Here is a 15,395-nt window from a genome sequence, read left to right on the forward strand (position 1 = left end):
GCCGTCAGTCCTTCTTTGGCTTATGCCTTCGAAGGCTGCGCCATGCGCGCACTCGTTTCCACTCAGATCACCGCTAACAGGCTGATCTCACACAGGAAAGCTCGGGGAAAAGCTCAGAGCCTGATCCTTGTTTCCTGTCCATCCACGTGCTCAGCCAACGTTGGAAGGCGATCCATCACTGGCGACCGGCGCTGGAAGAATTCCAGATCGTGTTCGGCGACGAGCGGGTTCCACTCTCGCCGCATGAGCATCAACCGCAGTTACACAGTTGGTTTGACAGATCCTCGCGGGGAGCTTGACTGACGACAGGATTAGGCGGATAAGAACTTCTGTTGTGCTGCCGTGACATGATGTGGGGAATCACGGCATTGGCCCAATCGAGAAGTGGACGCGAAGAAGCGAGGCCGGATTCACTTGCCGCCTGCTGAAAGGGCAGGGCGCTTGCGTCATTCAACAAGGGAAAAGAATGATGAGAATATGGACGTACCTCCTTCTCCTGATCCTGTGCGTTCCGCCAAGCGCCAGTGCCGCCATCTTGAAGCTGTATATGGCACCGAATGGTGCCGACACGCGCAGCGGTTTGTCTGAAGCGCAAGCGGTCAAGACGCTCGGTCGAGTACAGGCGATCCTGCAGCAGACGCAGCCGGTCGATGAAGTAGAGGTCCACATTGCGCCAGGAACGTACCTGGGGCAGGAGGTGGCCTGGACTTACTACAACGGCAAGCCCATCACCTTTACTCCTAAGGGGTTCTCGGACGAGGTGCCGGTCTTCGACGGACAGAATGGTGCGACTTGGTTTGCACTAAGGGCGTCCGGTGGCCGGATGACCAATCTTCGCTTCCGCCATCTCAGAATCCAGAACTACGGAACGGCGGTGTCCTTCAACGGTAATCGCAACGATCTAGATGGATGGAACGGCGGCAACGAGTTGCTGGAGATGTACTTCTACAACATCGGGGGATCTTTCAGTGCCAGTCGATCGACCGCAGCGGTAAGGCTGGTGAACTCGCGTAACAACGTCATCGTCGATTCAATGTTTCAGAACGTCCTCGATCCTCCACCAGCAACGACGGCGGCGCACCTGCATCCAATCTATGCAGCGCATTACGCCCACGATAATCTCATCTATGGCAACGTTTTCATCAACGCGGTCGGTGATCCGGTCAAGTTCAGGGATGCTTCCAACAACAATCGCGTCCTCAACAACAGTTTCGTTAAAACCGGTTATTTCTCGTTCTACCAGGAATCGTACTGCGAGCCGTCCCGTCCGGATTGCACGAAACCTGCGCCTGAGTGTCCTTCGCAAGGCAACGAGTTCCGGAACAACACGCTTTACGGCGGATACTATGGTGCGGTCGTTCCTTGGATGGTTCACGGTGCAGAACAACCTCCGGAATGTGCGCCCCCGACCCTGCCGCGTTTACAGGCGTCGGCGAACCTCAGCCCGAGCGCGACGTTCGTGAGCCAGTCCGTTCCGTCCACCATGATTGCTGGACAGACGTACTCGGTCAGCGTGACGATGAGGAACGACAGCGGCGACCACAGCTGGAAATCGTCGGAGGGATTCTATCTGCGCACCTCCAATCCGCCGCACCAGAACGTTTGGGGGCTGGGAAAGGTTGCCGTACCGGGTACGGTTGCGCCGGGTGCTGCTGCCACGTTCAACTTCACTGTCAGGGCGCCCAGTACCCCCGGTAGCTATCCCTTCCGGTGGCGATTGCACGATTATGGCGTCACCTGGGTAGGTCAGCCCAGTGCGAACCTGACGATCCAGGTGACGGCAGCACCGCAGATTCCACCTCCTTGCAATCCGGGTCCCGAGCTTTGCCCGTGATGGCTTGGTGTCCCGTGCATCGAACACCTCCATGCGAGGACTGTCCTCGCTTTGTGGTGTCCGAGAAATCAGGGGCGGCTGAACCTGACCCCATTTTCGCGGCGGACTTGACACGCAAGTAACAGTCGAAGGCGTAGGGTGTGCCTGCACTACGACGCAACGTCGTAGCGGCCACTCAGCCGCGCCGTACTCCCACTCACTCTCCGCACTGGGCATCGCACTCCTGCAGTCTGCAGGAGGCTTGGCTTCGGCCATCCTGGATTCGCAATTGGCGAGTCTTCTCTACAGGCGATCAGTATCATGAACATTCAGACCAGTCCTTCAACCCTCAACGTGCTTGACACCGCCGCTGCGAGCGGCACGTTCAAGACCTTCAGCACCGCCGTGGAAAAAGCGGGCATGGCCGAGACCCTCCGCGGCCCCGGGCCGTTCACCGTCTTCGCTCCGACCGATGCGGCGTTCGAACAGCTGCCGGCAGGCCGGCTCGAAACGCTGTTCAAGCCGGAAAACAAGGCGGAACTGACCTCGATCCTCAACTACCACGTCCTCAGCGGCCGCAAGAGCGCGGAAGACATCGGCAAGTGGGACAAGGCCAGGACTGTCAACGGCCAGTCCGCTCCGGTCAAGCTGACCGATGGCAAGGTCAGCATCGACGGCGCCCAGGTCACGTCGGCCGACATCGAATCAAGCAACGGCGTCATCCATGGCATCGACAAGGTCAACATGCCCAGCAAGGTGAATTAACCGTTCCTCTTGTCTGCAGTGCAATGGCGGGGAGAGATCCCCGCCATTTTTTTTTGAGAGAAGAAGGGAGTTGTCGGATGTGGGTGCGGAGGTCCCGGTGCCGTCACCATGGATGCCGGACGGGGTCGAGTTCGATTTTCACCGCGGCACCGCCAGCCGCAGATCGCTTTCCCGCATCATCAGCTCCGAGAAGATCACCTGCGTATGGTCCGGAGACAGGTCGAGCCCCCATCCCTCGAACGACGGCGGCAGCGCGACGATGTCGGTCACGGACGAACTCGCATAGTCGAACAGCGACAGGGCGGGCGCGCCTTCCGCCGGACGCCGCACGAAGTAGACGCCGTCGCGTGCCGGCACCCAGTTGGCGCCGTCCTGGGGCTCGACGCCGGCAATCAGCAGCGCTTCCGATTCCGCCGCGGCGCCGGCACCCCAGTCTTCCCTCGGCCGCTGCCACAGTCCCCGCGCATCGGGCTTGCTGTAGAGGAGCCGGCTGCCGTCGGCGGATTCCCGGGGATGGGCGCCTGTGCCGGCCGTGATCGCGACCGGCGGCCCGCCGGCGGCCGGTTGGGCATGGATCCGCCACTCGCCGCTGCGATTGGATTCGAAATAGATCCACGCCCCGTCCCGCGACCACGCCGGATTGCGGTTGTCGCCCGGCCCGTCGACGATCCGTCGCGGCGCTCCCCCTTCCGGCGAGACGGTGAAGATCGCGGTCTTTCCTTCCGGGCTGCCGTCGAATGCGATCAGCGCGCCGTCGGGCGACCATGCGGGGTTGTCGACGAAGGCGCCGTCGAAATCCGCGATCTGCACGGCGTTTCGTCCATCGCGGCCGCTGACCCAGATGCCGTAGGGGCCGCTGCGGTTGGAGGCGAATGCGATCCGCGCGCCGTCGGGCGAGTAGGCTGGGTTCGAGTCCCAGCGGGTCGAGCGGATGTATCGGCCAGTTTCGAGTTCCGTCCGGCCGGCGAGGTCGACCTGCCGCAGTTGCGACCGATGCATCCACTGCTCGAAGGCGATGGCGTCGACGCCCGCCGCCGTCGATGGCTGTTGGACATTCTCGTTGCCCAAGGGCACCGGTCGCAGATCGCCGCCGTCCGGATCCGCCGACCAGAGGCCATACGTGCCAGACCGGGTCGAGGTGAACAGGAGCCGCTCGCCGCGGGGCGACCAGGCCAGTCCGTTGATCTTGCGATTGTCGAAGGTCAGGCGGGTCGGCTCGCCGCCGTCCAGGGTGAGCCGGTAAAGATCCTTGGTGACCTCATTGACGGCGCGGACGAAAACGATCGACTGGCCATCGCGCGCGAATCGCGGGTCCATGTCGCCGAGCGAGCCGGGCTCCGGACTCGAGACGATCCGCCTTTCTCCGCTCTCGAGCGTGGCCAGGACGATCCGGTAGGGGGCGGTGGAGTTTTCCCGGCCGGCGTAGGCGGCCTGCGCGCCGTCCGGCGACAGGCTCATGCCGCGGATGTCGGTGGCCGCATCGTCATCGAACACGCGGGTGAAGCCGCCGCCCAGCGCCGAGATGCGCATGATCGAGATCCCGGCGCCGCCGGGACGCGCGAACAGCAGTGTCCGCCCGTCCGCGGACCAGACGGGATGGCGCTCGCCGGCGTCGCTGTTGGTCAGGTTGAGGACGTCTTCGCTTCCGATCGTTTTCACGTAGACGTCGAAGGCGCCGTCGCCGCCGTCCCAGATGAAGGCGACGCGGCTGCCATCCGGCGACAGGGCGGGTTCGAGTTCGCGGCCGACGAAGCTCGTCAGCGGACGCACCTCATAGCCTTCGGCGACGCCGGAAGCATTTCCCGCCGGCCGCGAGCCGAACAGGAAAATGGCGGCCGCGGCGGCGGCGATGCAGGCGGCGGCCAATCCGTACAGGGCGGGCCTGCTCCGGAACGCCCGGAATGTCCCGGAAAGTGGCGCTCGCCCGGCGGGCTGCGCATCGGGCTCCGGCGGGTCCGCCGCAGGCGGGTCGGGGACATGCGCGGCGACCGCTGCGGCGACCTTGGCAGGCGCAATGGGAGCGATGAGGCGATAGCCGGTTTTTCGGATCGTTTCGATGTAGCGCGGGGCCTGCGCATCGTCGCCGAAGATCTTCCGGAGTTCCGAGACCGCCCGATTGAGGAGATAGTCGTCGGCGACGGTGCCGGCCCACACGGTGTCGAGAAACGTCTCCCTGGCAATCACGGTGCCCGGACGCTCCGCCATCAGGACCAGCACCTGCATGACCTTCGGCTCGACCTGCGCGACGTGCCCGTGGATCGAGATCCGGTTGAGCGAGGGCTGGATCAGCGCTTCGCCCGCGGTGAAGCCCGGAGCTCCTCCCCGGGCCGCCCGGTCTCCACGCTCTGCATCGATCTTCCCGATTGTCGTCCGTTCGCTCACCCGCGCCCACCGCCCGGAGCTGCGCTCTTCGGCGACGCCCACCAGCGCCTACATGGAATCTATCGCAAAACCATAGCGTTCCTCCATTCAGGCAGGGGGCCATTCGTCCTCTCCTTGCATCGTTCCGGTCCAGGTGACCGCTTCTTGAACGTTCGCAGCCAGGAGGAAGTGTTCCATGCCCGGTTTTCGTGCCCGAACGACCGCCCGCGCGGCGGCAGTGCTGGCCCTGGCGGTCGCCGCAGGCGCGCCGGCGGCCGCCCAGACCGACGCGTCGGTGCTGTACCAGAGGAATTGCGCGTCCTGTCATGGCGCCGATCGACAGGGCACGGGGCTGGGCCCGCCGCTCTCGGCCCGGACGTATCGCTATGGCGGCAGCCGCGACGACCTGGCCCGCATCATCCGAAACGGGATCGCGTCGCAGGGCATGCCGGCCTTCGGCGGGACCCTCGCGCCGGAGGAGATCGCCGCGCTCGCCGAGTTCCTGCCCGCCCGCCAGGGCGAGCCGGAGCCCGATCCGGAAGAGGTGCAGGCCGCGGCGGAGGCCGAGCCGCGCGAGTTCGATGCCGTCCCGGGCGTTGTCGACACGCTCGACTATGCGGTCCGCGCCGAGCTGTTCGCCGACGGGCTGGAAACGGTCTGGGCGTTGGCGTTCGTGGATGCGGAGACGGCGCTGGTCAGCGAGCGGCCCGGCCGGCTCAGGATCGTCAGGAACGGCGTCCTGGCGCCGCAACCCGTGAGCGGCACGCCGCAGGTCTACGTCCACGACCATATCTGGAACCAGGGCGGCCTTCTGGATATCGCGATCGACCCGGATTACCAGGAAAACGGCTGGATCTATCTCTCCTACAGCCATCGCCTGGACGAGACCGGGCCCGAAGGCGATCCGCTGGCCATGACGCGCGTCCTGCGCGGCCGCATCCGCGGCAACGCCTGGGTCGACCAGGAGGTCCTGTTCGAAGCCGATCCGGCCGCCTATGGCGAGCCGTTCTGGCACTACGGTGGACGGATGGCGATCGACGGCGAAGGACGGCTCCACTTCTCCGTCGGCGACCGCGGCGCGCGGGAACTGGCGCGGGAGCCCGGAAGGCCCAGCGGCAAGGTCCACCGCATCATGACGGACGGGTCGATCCCGCCGGACAACCCGTTCCGCGGCCGCGGCGATGCGCTTGCGTCGATCTACACCCTCGGCCACAGGAATCCGCAGGGCATGGCGATCGAACCGTCGACCGGACGCCTGTGGGCGACGGAGCACGGTCCGCGCGGCGGCGACGAGCTGAACATCATCGAGCGCGGCGGCGACTATGGCTGGCCGGTCGTCTCCCACGGCATCAACTACGACGGCACGGTCCTGACGCCGGACACGCGGGCCGAAGGCGTGGAGCAGCCCGCCTATTACTGGCGGCCCTCCACCGGGGTCTCGGGCCTGGCCTTCTACCACGGCGACGAATTCCCCCTCTGGCAAGGCAAGCTCCTGGTCACCGGCCTCTCGCCGCGCGACCTGCGCCTGCTCACCCTCGACGACGACCGCGTCCAGCACGAGGAAATCATCTTCAAGGCCGAGGGCCGTCCCTATGAGCCGGTGGTCGGGCCCGACGGCGCCATCTACCTGGTCACCGACGATCCGGGACAGATCCTGCGGCTGACGGCGCAGGAGGAGCGCCGGCAGTAGCGGGCCGGCCCGAAGCGTTCTTGTGCGTGTCATTCCTACAGAGGAGAGCAGGATGAAATCGATCGTTTCCGCCAGTCTTGTCGCGTCGGCTGCCTTGTTCTGGAGCATGGGATCGCAGGCGCAGACCGCGCGGCCCGTCCTCGACTTCGAGACGGCGGACGCCATCCGCGACCATTGCCTGGCCCATGCCGGACAGGCCGGCCATGCGGTCGCAGTCGCGATCTTCGACGATGGTGGGGACCTGGTGAGTTTCGCCAACCATGGGGCTTCGCCGGCCGCCGCCGCCGTGGCGCAGTGGAAGGGACGCTCCGCGGCGATCTATCGCAGGTCGACGCGCGAAACGGCCGCATGGAACGTGCCGACCGCGCCGATGATCGCCGCCATGGAAGGCGGCGTGCCGCTCTTTGCCCGGGACGGCACGGCGATCGGCGGCGTCGGCGTCTCCGGCGCACCGTCCGAGTTCGATGCCGAATGCGGTACCCGGGCGGCCGAGGCGGCGAGCCTGGTGGTATCGCGCACGGAAGAATAAGAACAAAGGTCTAAACAAGGGTCAGAGTCTGCGGCTTCCCCCCATTTCTTGGTGTTCCCGCGCGCTGCGGGGGCCGGGAATAGCGCAGCGATTTGCTTCGGCCGTGGCTCTGTTGGGCGCCCGACAAAGCCACTGCAAAAGCAAATCCCCCTCAATCCCCCTTTTTCAAAGGGGGAAGACAAGCGCTAGGAGATGTGGGAAACATTAGACTCTGACCGCGGTTTTGGCATGTGGCATGCTTGCCATGGAACCTCGGGACCTGTCATCCGCGTTCGAAAAGGCCGGGGCATCGCATCGAATGGAGGCACCAGCCCATGTCTCGCCTGGCGTTGCTTGTCATCCTGCTGCTTCCGCTTGCCGCCTGCAGCCTGGACATGTCGCGGACATCAGTGGATGACGTTGGCGCGCGCCGCAACGCCAGCATTCCGCTCGATCACTTGCCCGCGCTGGCGGGCGACTACCTCCCGATCACCTCCACGCACTCCGGGCGCACCTACCACGTGTACGTCCGGTTGCCGGAGGGCTACGACCCGCAGGAGGCACGCCGTTATCCGGTGGTCTACCTGCTCGACGGCGACAGCCTGTTCCCGCTTCTGGCGCCCACGCACCTGCTCCTGACCTATGACGAGGATCTTCCCGAAGCCATCCTCGTGGGGATCGTCTACGGCGGCTTCGACCCCTCCGTCAACAAGCGCGACATGGATTTCTCGGCCCCGGCGCCCGATGCGGCCGCGGGCGAGGGCGGTGCGCCCGCGTTCCTGCAGTTCCTGGCGCGCGAGCTGATCCCGGAAGTCGAGAAACGCTATCGCGCGGATGCATCCAGGCGCGTACTGCTGGGACAGTCCCGCGGCGGGACGTTCGTGCTCTGGTCCGCGCTCGAAGCTCCCGACCTTTTCTGGGGCCGCATTGCAAGCAATCCGACCCTTCTTCCGGGCCGGGAGCGGTTCTTCATCGACGCGGCCCCGCATGCGCGTGGCGACCTGCAGGTGGCGGTTGCCAGCGGTTCGCGCGATACGGAGCGGCGCCAGCGCAACGCGGTCGAATGGACGCAGGCCTGGTCCGGCCGCAGCGATGCGCCCTGGCAGGTGGCGCTGCTGCCGATCGAAGGCGGCACGCATGCGGCGTCGATTGGCGAGGCATACCGCCAAGCCATGTTGTGGTTGTTTCGCGACGAGTAGCGTCGGACAGCGAAGTGTGGCTCGTTGGCAACGAGGAGGCCGACGTCTTTGAAAGAGGTTGCAATGCGGTTCGAACCGAACGCCGGCGGAAGAAGGTGTCAGGGCGGAAAGGGGAGCGGAAAAGGTGTCAGGGAAAAGGTGTCAGGGACAATTCTTGTACCGATTGACGCGTACCAGCCACGAGACGGTAGAAGTGGAAGCCAGCACGAGTGGCTCGCCGTCATGGAACCGGCCGGACGACCGCCGCAGCGTTCAAATTGTCCCTGACACTGTTTTTCCTCAGCGATCTGGCCCCAGCCCGAACTGAGTTGGTAATCACGAAACGAGCGCGCCAAGCTCCTTACCATTGCACCTCGGTCATCAACGAAGGGGAAAGGATGATGGGAAGAAAGTTGCTGTTCTGCGCGCTGCTGTTCTGCGTGCTGCTGTTTGCGGCCGGGCTTGCCCAGGCCGCACCCTACAAGTTATTTCTCTCGGCAAGCGGCCAGGACAGCAACAGCGGTCTCACGCCGGCCGCGCCTATTAAGACCCTCCAGCGGGCGAACCAGCTGCTGGAAGCCGCTTCTCCAGCTTCACCCGTCGAGATCCATATCGCGCAGGGGGTCTATTACAACCAGCAGGTCAACTGGACGTTCATCAACGGACAACAGATCACCTTCACTCCGATCAACTTCACGAACGACCGCCCGGTCTTCGAGGGCAATGGCGAGGCCCTGTGGTTCAATTATCGGGGGACGAACGGAGCCAGCAAGCTCAATTTTCGCTATTTGCGGGTCCAGAACTACAACACGGCGATGTCTTTCAGCGGCAACCGGAATGACATCAATGCTTGGAACGGCGGCAACAAGATCCAGGGCATGTACTTCTACAATATCGGCGGGGTCTACAGCATCACTGGATACTCCACAGCTGCGCTACACCTGGTAAATTCCAGAAACAACCACATCGCCAACAATCACTTCGTCAACGTGCTGAACCAGGTAGGAGATGGCGCGCACATCCATGCCATCTATGCCGCGCATCATTCCAGCTCCAATGTTATCGAGCGCAACAAGTTCGTGAATTCCAACGGTGATCCGATCAGGATTCGGGATGCTTCGGATTTCAACAAGATTCTCGAAAACCGCTTCTTCGATACCGGCCTGGGGTCTTTCTATTCGGACTGGTACTGCACCCATGACCGGACCGATTGCACGAAGCCGACACCGGAGTGCCCCTCCATCGGCAACGAGTTTCGCTACAACGAACTGAACGACGGATACGATGGGTGGATCAGCGTTTTCAAGCTGTACGGGCCCGACAACGCCTGCGGCGTTCTCCCCCAGCCCCGCCTGAGAACCTCTGGTAACTATCGGCCAGAGCCTACTCCTCCCGTGCCCCCGGCCGAACCCTGCCCGCCACCTGATCCCGATACGCTCTGCCACTAGCTTGGATTCCGCCAGTCGTTTTTTGAGGCGGAGCGAGCGATAGGTCGGCACCACCCTGGATTTCGTGTGTTGGCCGGCACGTTCCCTGCCAGCCAGCTATCGTCTCGAGGTCGAAGCACCTGCTGGTGCGCCGGCAGGGCTTCAAGTCAGGGTAAAAAACGGGGTCACCATTTCGCCGTCTAGGTCAACAGGCACGAAGGAGCTTCTCCCGTTTCCGAGCTGGAGCAACGCTTAGAGAAACATCCCGCCCGAAGCCTCGATCCTCTGCGCGTTCACCCACCGGTTCGCCGGCGACAGCAGCGATGCGATCATGCCGCCGATGTCGTCGGGCACGCCGACGCGGCCCAGCGCGGTGTTCGCTGCCACGTAGGCATTGAGCTCGGCGTTGTCGCGCACCGCGCCGCCGCCGAAGGCGGTCTCGATCGCGCCGGGGGCGACGGTGTTCACCGCGATGCCGCGGGCGCCGAGTTCCTTGGCCAGGTAGCGGGTCAGCACTTCGATCGCGCCCTTCATCGCGGCATAGGCGCTGTAGCCGGGCAGGGCGAAGCGCGCGAGGCCGCTGGAGATGTTGACGATGCGTCCGCCGTCGGCGATCAGGGGCAGCAGGGCCTGGGTCAGGAAATACGCGTCCTTGAGGTGCACGTCGACCAGCTGGTCGAACTGCTCGGGCGTGGTCTCGGCAAAGGGCGCACGCACGCCGTGGCCGGCGTTGTTGACGAGCTGGGGGGCTTCGCCGGCCGCCGCCGCCGTGGCGCAGTGGAAGGGACGCTCCGCGGCGATCTATCGCAGGTCGACGCGCGAAACGGCCGCATGGAACGTGCCGACCGCGCCGATGATCGCCGCCATGGAAGGCGGCGTGCCGCTCTTTGCCCGGGACGGCACGGCGATCGGCGGCGTCGGCGTCTCCGGCGCACCGTCCGAGTTCGATGCCGAATGCGGTACCCGGGCGGCCGAGGCGGCGAGCCTGGCGGTTTCGCGCCAAAAACCGGGCTCAGAGTAGACTTTCTGCCGGCTCGGATTATGCGGGCGCTTTGCGCGGTCGTCCGATCCTGGCGGGCCCGAGGGTGCGCCCAGCTGTGCTTCGATCGCATGTCGGAAGCAGTCGGGTCTATGGGGGGCTGACGCTGCAAATGCAGGCGGATGGCGTCGGTTTCCCGTGGATCGACGGTGTCCATGACCAGCGTCCGCCATGCCGCCTGGTGCGTCGGCTGGTCCGCCTCGAGCGACAGCCAGGCCCGGTGCGGCGCGAGCAGATCGTCCGGCTCCCCGAAGCCGTTGCCGGGAAAAGTCCACTCTGACCCCGGTTTTGATATTCCTCCCTCCGGACGGTTCACGCCGGCGCAGTTGCGACGTTCAACAAGGGCAGAGCGGGACGACCTGTCCTCTCGTCCATCGGCAACGCAAGGGGAGAACGACATGATCGGTGTAAACCACGCCGCGCTGCGATCGCTGTGGTGGCTGGGGGTGTGGGTGTGTGCCCTGGGCTGGAGCAGCCCCGCCGAGGCGCAGTGTCCCGGCGGCGATCCCTGCGAAACCATCCATGTCTATCGGCTGCAGTCGAGGATGCCGATTGCCGCAGATGCCGACGGCCGTCCGTTCGTATCGCTGCAGGAAGCCAACGCCAGCGACGCGACCGCGTTCCGCGGCCTCCTGAATGCAACGGCCTCCACGAAGTTGGCGATCCGCTTCCAGGTGACCCGCATCGCGATCCCGCCCAACGACTACTGCAACTGCAATCTCGAGTACGCGGGCAAGGGGTGTCACGAGGGGACGCCACCGACGACGCTGCAACAGTGCGTGCGCGTCTGCCGCTACAACAACGCCGCCTGCAAGGTGGCCGGTGTCGACCAGAAGTCCGACAGCGGCGGCCGCTGGTACGCATTTCCGGCGGCGACCCAGTGCGTCGGTGCCCGCAACAACTGGCAGAAGCAGGCCTTCCGTTTCAGCCCCGCGGACTGCGACTGGCGCGAAGAGGCGCGCGTCATCAAGGGGGCCGGGTGCCTGGCGCGTGTGCTGAGCCAGGCACCGCAGACCTCGCTCGACGTGCTGTTCGGCCCCGACTCCCCATGTCCCGACGAGCAGCCGTAGGCGCGGCCCGCACGCGCGGAGGCCAGCGCCGCGAGCAGTTGCGGCTCGGGGCGCTTGCAGCGTTCTAACAAGGACGTGCAGCACAAGTCCGTTCCCCGCCTGCCCGGCACCACCGGAGCAGCGCCCATCCAATCCATCGGCAAGGCACCACCACACTCGGGAGCACGACATGATCCATTGGAATGCACAGTTCACTCAGATGATCCGCAAGACCAACCAGGCCTACTGGGGCAACTGGTCGCTGAGCAGCGAGATCGCGCCCGGCGCGGTCGGAATCGTCGATCCGGCCACCGGCCTGTTCAAGCTGATCGCATCCGCGATTCCGGGCGTTAGCGAGGACAACTTCCTGCGCAACAAGGTCAGTTCGGATTGGAACGCGATGACCAGCGATGTCTCGCGCACCGAGACCGAGGTCGACCTGAAGGGCGAGGTCACGGACCCGGATACCGGGGTCACGGCCAAGGCCGGCTTGAAGGTCGAGTGGAAGTTCGGCCGCGAGGGCTCGATGATCTCGAAGTGCGCGCTGGACTCGGAGAGCGTGCTCAACAATCCGGATGCCGTCCTCGGCGGCAACCTCGACTGGCTGGCCGAGCGCGCGGCCCAGTCCGGCATGGGCTCGGACGGTCGCATCGCGCAGGGGTTCGGTGTCGTCACCGGCGTGCTGTACGCGCGCAGCGGGCTCAACGTCGGTTCGATGGCGGCCGACAACACGTTCTCGTTGACCGGCACCGCTTCGGGCGTGCAGAAGCTGCTCGGCGAGGCCAGCGGCAAGGGTTCGTTCACTTCCACGAGCGCGAGCAAGAGCGTCGACAAGCACCTGTGGCCGAGCGAGGCCGGGGTGTTGCCCAGCGGCTCGGTGCCGCTGGCGTTCACCTTCGCCTCGTTCGACGGCCGCTTGTTGCTGCCGCGTTGGATCAACCACATCAGCGCCTACCAGCTGGTGATCCGCAACACCAACGGCGGCACCTACATCGTCGATGCCAGGCTCCAGTACGACACGCCGCGCGGCCGCAAGTCGACCGAGGTCCGCGTGTCCGGCGCCCTGACCGCCACGATCGCCGACATCCCGCTGGACGCGAGCAACCTCGAGCTCGCGCTCGTCTTCCGCGGCGTGAGGACGGACGAGACCCATCACCTGCGGTGGAGCAGCCCGCGCGGGCAATGGGTCAACGGCGTGCGCCACGTCGACCTGTACGGCGTGTGGCCGGGCCAGACGCGCGCGGTCGATGTCGAGGCCGGACTGGCGTAGGACGTCCGTGGACCTGGAAGGCCGATGCCGATCCGCCCCGCAGCCCGTCAACAAGGAGATCACCATGCCAGAGATCCACATCGCCCAGAGCTGGCCGGAGTTCAAGATAGCCTATGAAACGTTCGTTGATTCCATCCAGCCCGACAAGGACAACGGCCGTACGGCAATTGCCAAACAGTGCATCAACGGTCTGGCGATGTTCTGGGAACAGAACGTGCGCAGGGGAGAGCGTTATCTCTACGTCACGAACGGCGACGCGGTCGAAGCGCTTGCACGGATCCAGGTCGAGCCCGAGTCCGTGAAGCTGCAAGACGTGGTGGGCTATGCCGGCTCGGGCGCACTCCTCGTCGACAAGACGATCGAGATCGCGAGGGAAGAAGGCAAGCCTCGTGTGTGGCTCGAGGCGGCCGACGCCCGGGTAGGCGAGTACTACGCGAAATATTTCCAGTTCGTGTTCGTCAACCCACGCGCAACGTCAGGCAGGATGGAGCGCGACGTCTAGCCAGGCATGCATGCGGGCTGCGCTCGTGCTACCGCGCCGTGCCGGTGACGCAGGCACGGCCGGTGGCGAGCGACGGATCGCCGACGCCTGCTCGATGCTGGCGTTCGGGAAGCCGCATCTGTTGCTTCGACCGGTCCGGGATCTACAGCAAGAGTTTCGGCGCTCCCGAACCGGCGGGGTAGGAAAGCGACGGCGGAGAAGGCAATCGGCTGCCGTGCTTCCTGGGCTTTGTACAAGTCCGCGAGTGACTGTCGGTCATCGTGCTGGCGTCACCCGCCAGACGGTGTTCGAAAGATCGTCGGCGACGATGAGGGCGCCGCGCGCATCAACGGTCACCCGACCGGCCGGCGGGAAAAGGTGTCAGGGACGAATGGCGCTTACTTAAGGTGCTTCGCCCGATTGCGGCATACCACAGCCGTGCGCCGCTGCTTCGTAGGAGCGCGCCATGCGCGCGATGCCGCGGGCATTGCGCCGCCATGCGATTCCGTCCACCGGCGCGCCTTCCGGTTCGCGGCGGGCCGCCGATCGCCGAAGTCCGACACATTGCCGGTATCGCGCGCATGGCGCGCTCCTACGGATCTCCGGCTGTGTACCTGGGCCGCCCGGCCGATGCCTTGCGTGTCCACGCAAACAGGCGAAGCACCTTAAGTAAGCGCCATTCGTCCCTGACACCATTTTCTTTTTCCTCAGTGGGGCCGAGATGCCTATTCGGTCACGAAATCCGGCGCGCGCATGCTTTCGATGCAGGCGGCGTCGAGATGGGCCGCGTCCGCCGAGTCCAGGAACGCAACGATGGTCGGGTCATAGCAAGTGTCGAGGTCCGACATCCCGTCCACGATGTGGCCCGCGCCCGGCAACACGATATGGCGCCCATTGGGAAACAGAGGGAGCAGGTCGTCCACCCATTCAGGCGGCGTCACCGGATCGTACTCCCCGGAAACGAACAACACCGGTGTCTGCACCGGTTGGGTCGGAGATGGCGGCATGCTTGGTGCAACAGGCCACGCAGCACATGCGGCGCTCTGCCGGCGCAGGCGATAGTCGCCAGGGAAAAGGCACCAGGGACAATTTCCGGCGCGCAGGCGATGGGAAAATGGTTTCCGGGACAACCCAATTCAAATCGCGCCGCGCCAGTGACGCAGGCACATGCCAGTGATATCGTGCCGCCATGAGCAAGCTCGCTGCGAAGATCCGGTTCACGGCAAAGTTGCTGCGGCCGGCGAGTCCGAAAGGGGCGTCCTGGGCCTTTCTCGTGCTGCCCGCAAACGCCAGCGCGAAGCTGCCGACGCGGAGCATGACGACCGTTGACGGCACCCTCGACGGCCACCCCTTCCAGGCCACGCTCGAACCGGATGGTCAGGGAAGCCATTGGCTCAAGCTGACCAGGGCGATGCGGGAAGCCGCCGGAGCCGTCGTGGGCGACACCGTTACGCTCGAGATCACGCCGGTGGCAGAGGAACCGGAGCCCCGCGTTCCAGGCGATCTTCGGAAGGCGCTCGCGGCGACCCCGGAGGCGCGGACGCAGTGGTCCGGCCTCACACCCGTGGCGCGAAGAGACTGGATCCACTGGATCACCTCGGGAAAGAAGGCGGAGACGCGCGAGCGCCGGATCGCCAACGCCTGCTCGATGCTAGCGTCCGGCAAGCGCCGTGCCTGTTGCTTCGACCGGTCCGGGGTCTACAGCAAGAGTCTCGGTGCTCCCAAACCGGTGGAGTAGCGGAAAAGGCGAAAATTGTCGCTGACGCGATTTCGGGGCCTGCTGCCCTTCATGGCCTCGGTCTACCTGGCAGCGG

The 15,395-nt window shown here is 65.0% G+C and carries 14 protein-coding genes; 11 read left to right on the forward strand and 3 right to left on the reverse strand.

The features are described 5' to 3' along the window. Window positions 1–547 precede the first annotated feature (547 nt). Together AB5T46_RS13120 and AB5T46_RS13125 are read left to right on the forward strand one after the other, a co-directional pair. Window positions 548–1,834 carry a hypothetical protein gene (locus tag AB5T46_RS13120; protein ID WP_370564435.1) on the forward strand — a complete coding sequence of 429 codons (1,287 nt, stop codon included), beginning with the start codon at window positions 548–550 and terminating at the stop codon, window positions 1,832–1,834. A 300-nt stretch (window positions 1,835–2,134) separates the two neighbouring features. Beyond that, complete coding sequence (locus AB5T46_RS13125; protein ID WP_370564436.1) at window positions 2,135–2,578, forward strand: fasciclin domain-containing protein; 444 nt, start codon at window positions 2,135–2,137, stop codon at window positions 2,576–2,578. A gap of 138 nt (window positions 2,579–2,716) precedes the next feature. On the opposite strand, the gene AB5T46_RS13130 is transcribed toward AB5T46_RS13125, so the two are convergent. Then, window positions 2,717–4,960, reverse strand: a complete 2,244-nt coding sequence (locus AB5T46_RS13130; RefSeq protein WP_370564437.1) for a winged helix-turn-helix domain-containing protein — start codon at window positions 4,958–4,960, stop codon at window positions 2,717–2,719. Window positions 4,961–5,135: 175 nt separating this feature from the next. Here AB5T46_RS13130 and AB5T46_RS13135 point away from each other — a divergent pair, with 175 nt between their 5' ends. The 4 genes from AB5T46_RS13135 (at window position 5,136) to AB5T46_RS13150 (ending at window position 9,763) form a co-directional block, all read left to right on the forward strand. Continuing rightward, the gene (locus AB5T46_RS13135; protein ID WP_370564438.1) at window positions 5,136–6,629 is read left to right on the forward strand and encodes a PQQ-dependent sugar dehydrogenase; all 1,494 of its coding nucleotides are present in this window, start codon (window positions 5,136–5,138) and stop codon (window positions 6,627–6,629) included. Between the two features lie 52 nt (window positions 6,630–6,681). After that, entirely contained in the window at window positions 6,682–7,158 is a 477-nt protein-coding gene (locus AB5T46_RS13140; RefSeq protein WP_370564439.1) for a GlcG/HbpS family heme-binding protein, read from the forward strand. 314 nt (window positions 7,159–7,472) lie between these two features. Beyond that, window positions 7,473–8,336: an alpha/beta hydrolase gene (locus AB5T46_RS13145; protein ID WP_370564441.1), complete on the forward strand. Its 864-nt coding sequence runs from the start codon at window positions 7,473–7,475 to the stop codon at window positions 8,334–8,336. A gap of 257 nt (window positions 8,337–8,593) precedes the next feature. Beyond that, window positions 8,594–9,763, forward strand: a complete 1,170-nt coding sequence (locus tag AB5T46_RS13150; RefSeq protein WP_370564442.1) for a right-handed parallel beta-helix repeat-containing protein — start codon at window positions 8,594–8,596, stop codon at window positions 9,761–9,763. A gap of 231 nt (window positions 9,764–9,994) precedes the next feature. On the opposite strand, the gene AB5T46_RS13155 is transcribed toward AB5T46_RS13150, so the two are convergent. Beyond that, entirely contained in the window at window positions 9,995–10,543 is a 549-nt protein-coding gene (locus AB5T46_RS13155) for an SDR family NAD(P)-dependent oxidoreductase (RefSeq protein WP_370564535.1), read from the reverse strand. Between AB5T46_RS13155 and AB5T46_RS13160 the strand changes: the two genes are divergently transcribed. The 4 genes from AB5T46_RS13160 to AB5T46_RS13175 all read left to right on the forward strand — a co-directional run bounded on the left by AB5T46_RS13160 (window position 10,512) and on the right by AB5T46_RS13175 (window position 13,602). Beyond that, on the forward strand, window positions 10,512–10,763 hold the full coding sequence (locus AB5T46_RS13160) for a heme-binding protein (protein WP_370564443.1): 252 nt from the start codon (window positions 10,512–10,514) through the stop codon (window positions 10,761–10,763). The two genes, AB5T46_RS13155 and AB5T46_RS13160, sit on opposite strands and share 32 nt — an antisense overlap. A 416-nt stretch (window positions 10,764–11,179) precedes the next feature. Beyond that, the gene (locus tag AB5T46_RS13165) at window positions 11,180–11,851 is read left to right on the forward strand and encodes a hypothetical protein (protein ID WP_370564444.1); all 672 of its coding nucleotides are present in this window, start codon (window positions 11,180–11,182) and stop codon (window positions 11,849–11,851) included. 169 nt (window positions 11,852–12,020) lie between these two features. Then, window positions 12,021–13,100 carry a hypothetical protein gene (locus AB5T46_RS13170; RefSeq protein ID WP_370564445.1) on the forward strand — a complete coding sequence of 360 codons (1,080 nt, stop codon included), beginning with the start codon at window positions 12,021–12,023 and terminating at the stop codon, window positions 13,098–13,100. Between the two features lie 64 nt (window positions 13,101–13,164). After that, window positions 13,165–13,602 carry a hypothetical protein gene (locus AB5T46_RS13175; RefSeq protein WP_370564446.1) on the forward strand — a complete coding sequence of 146 codons (438 nt, stop codon included), beginning with the start codon at window positions 13,165–13,167 and terminating at the stop codon, window positions 13,600–13,602. A gap of 704 nt (window positions 13,603–14,306) precedes the next feature. Here AB5T46_RS13175 and AB5T46_RS13180 read toward each other — a convergent pair. Next, window positions 14,307–14,711 (reverse strand): alpha/beta hydrolase, encoded by a 405-nt coding sequence (locus AB5T46_RS13180; RefSeq protein ID WP_370564447.1) that lies wholly within the window; start codon window positions 14,709–14,711, stop codon window positions 14,307–14,309. Between the two features lie 59 nt (window positions 14,712–14,770). Here AB5T46_RS13180 and AB5T46_RS13185 point away from each other — a divergent pair, with 59 nt between their 5' ends. Continuing rightward, window positions 14,771–15,319 carry a YdeI/OmpD-associated family protein gene (locus AB5T46_RS13185; protein WP_370564449.1) on the forward strand — a complete coding sequence of 183 codons (549 nt, stop codon included), beginning with the start codon at window positions 14,771–14,773 and terminating at the stop codon, window positions 15,317–15,319. Window positions 15,320–15,395: the final 76 nt, after the last annotated feature.

Origin of the sequence: Luteimonas salinilitoris (assembly GCF_041300785.1) — a bacterium.
GTDB classification, from domain to species: Bacteria; Pseudomonadota; Gammaproteobacteria; order Xanthomonadales; family Xanthomonadaceae; genus Luteimonas; species Luteimonas salinilitoris.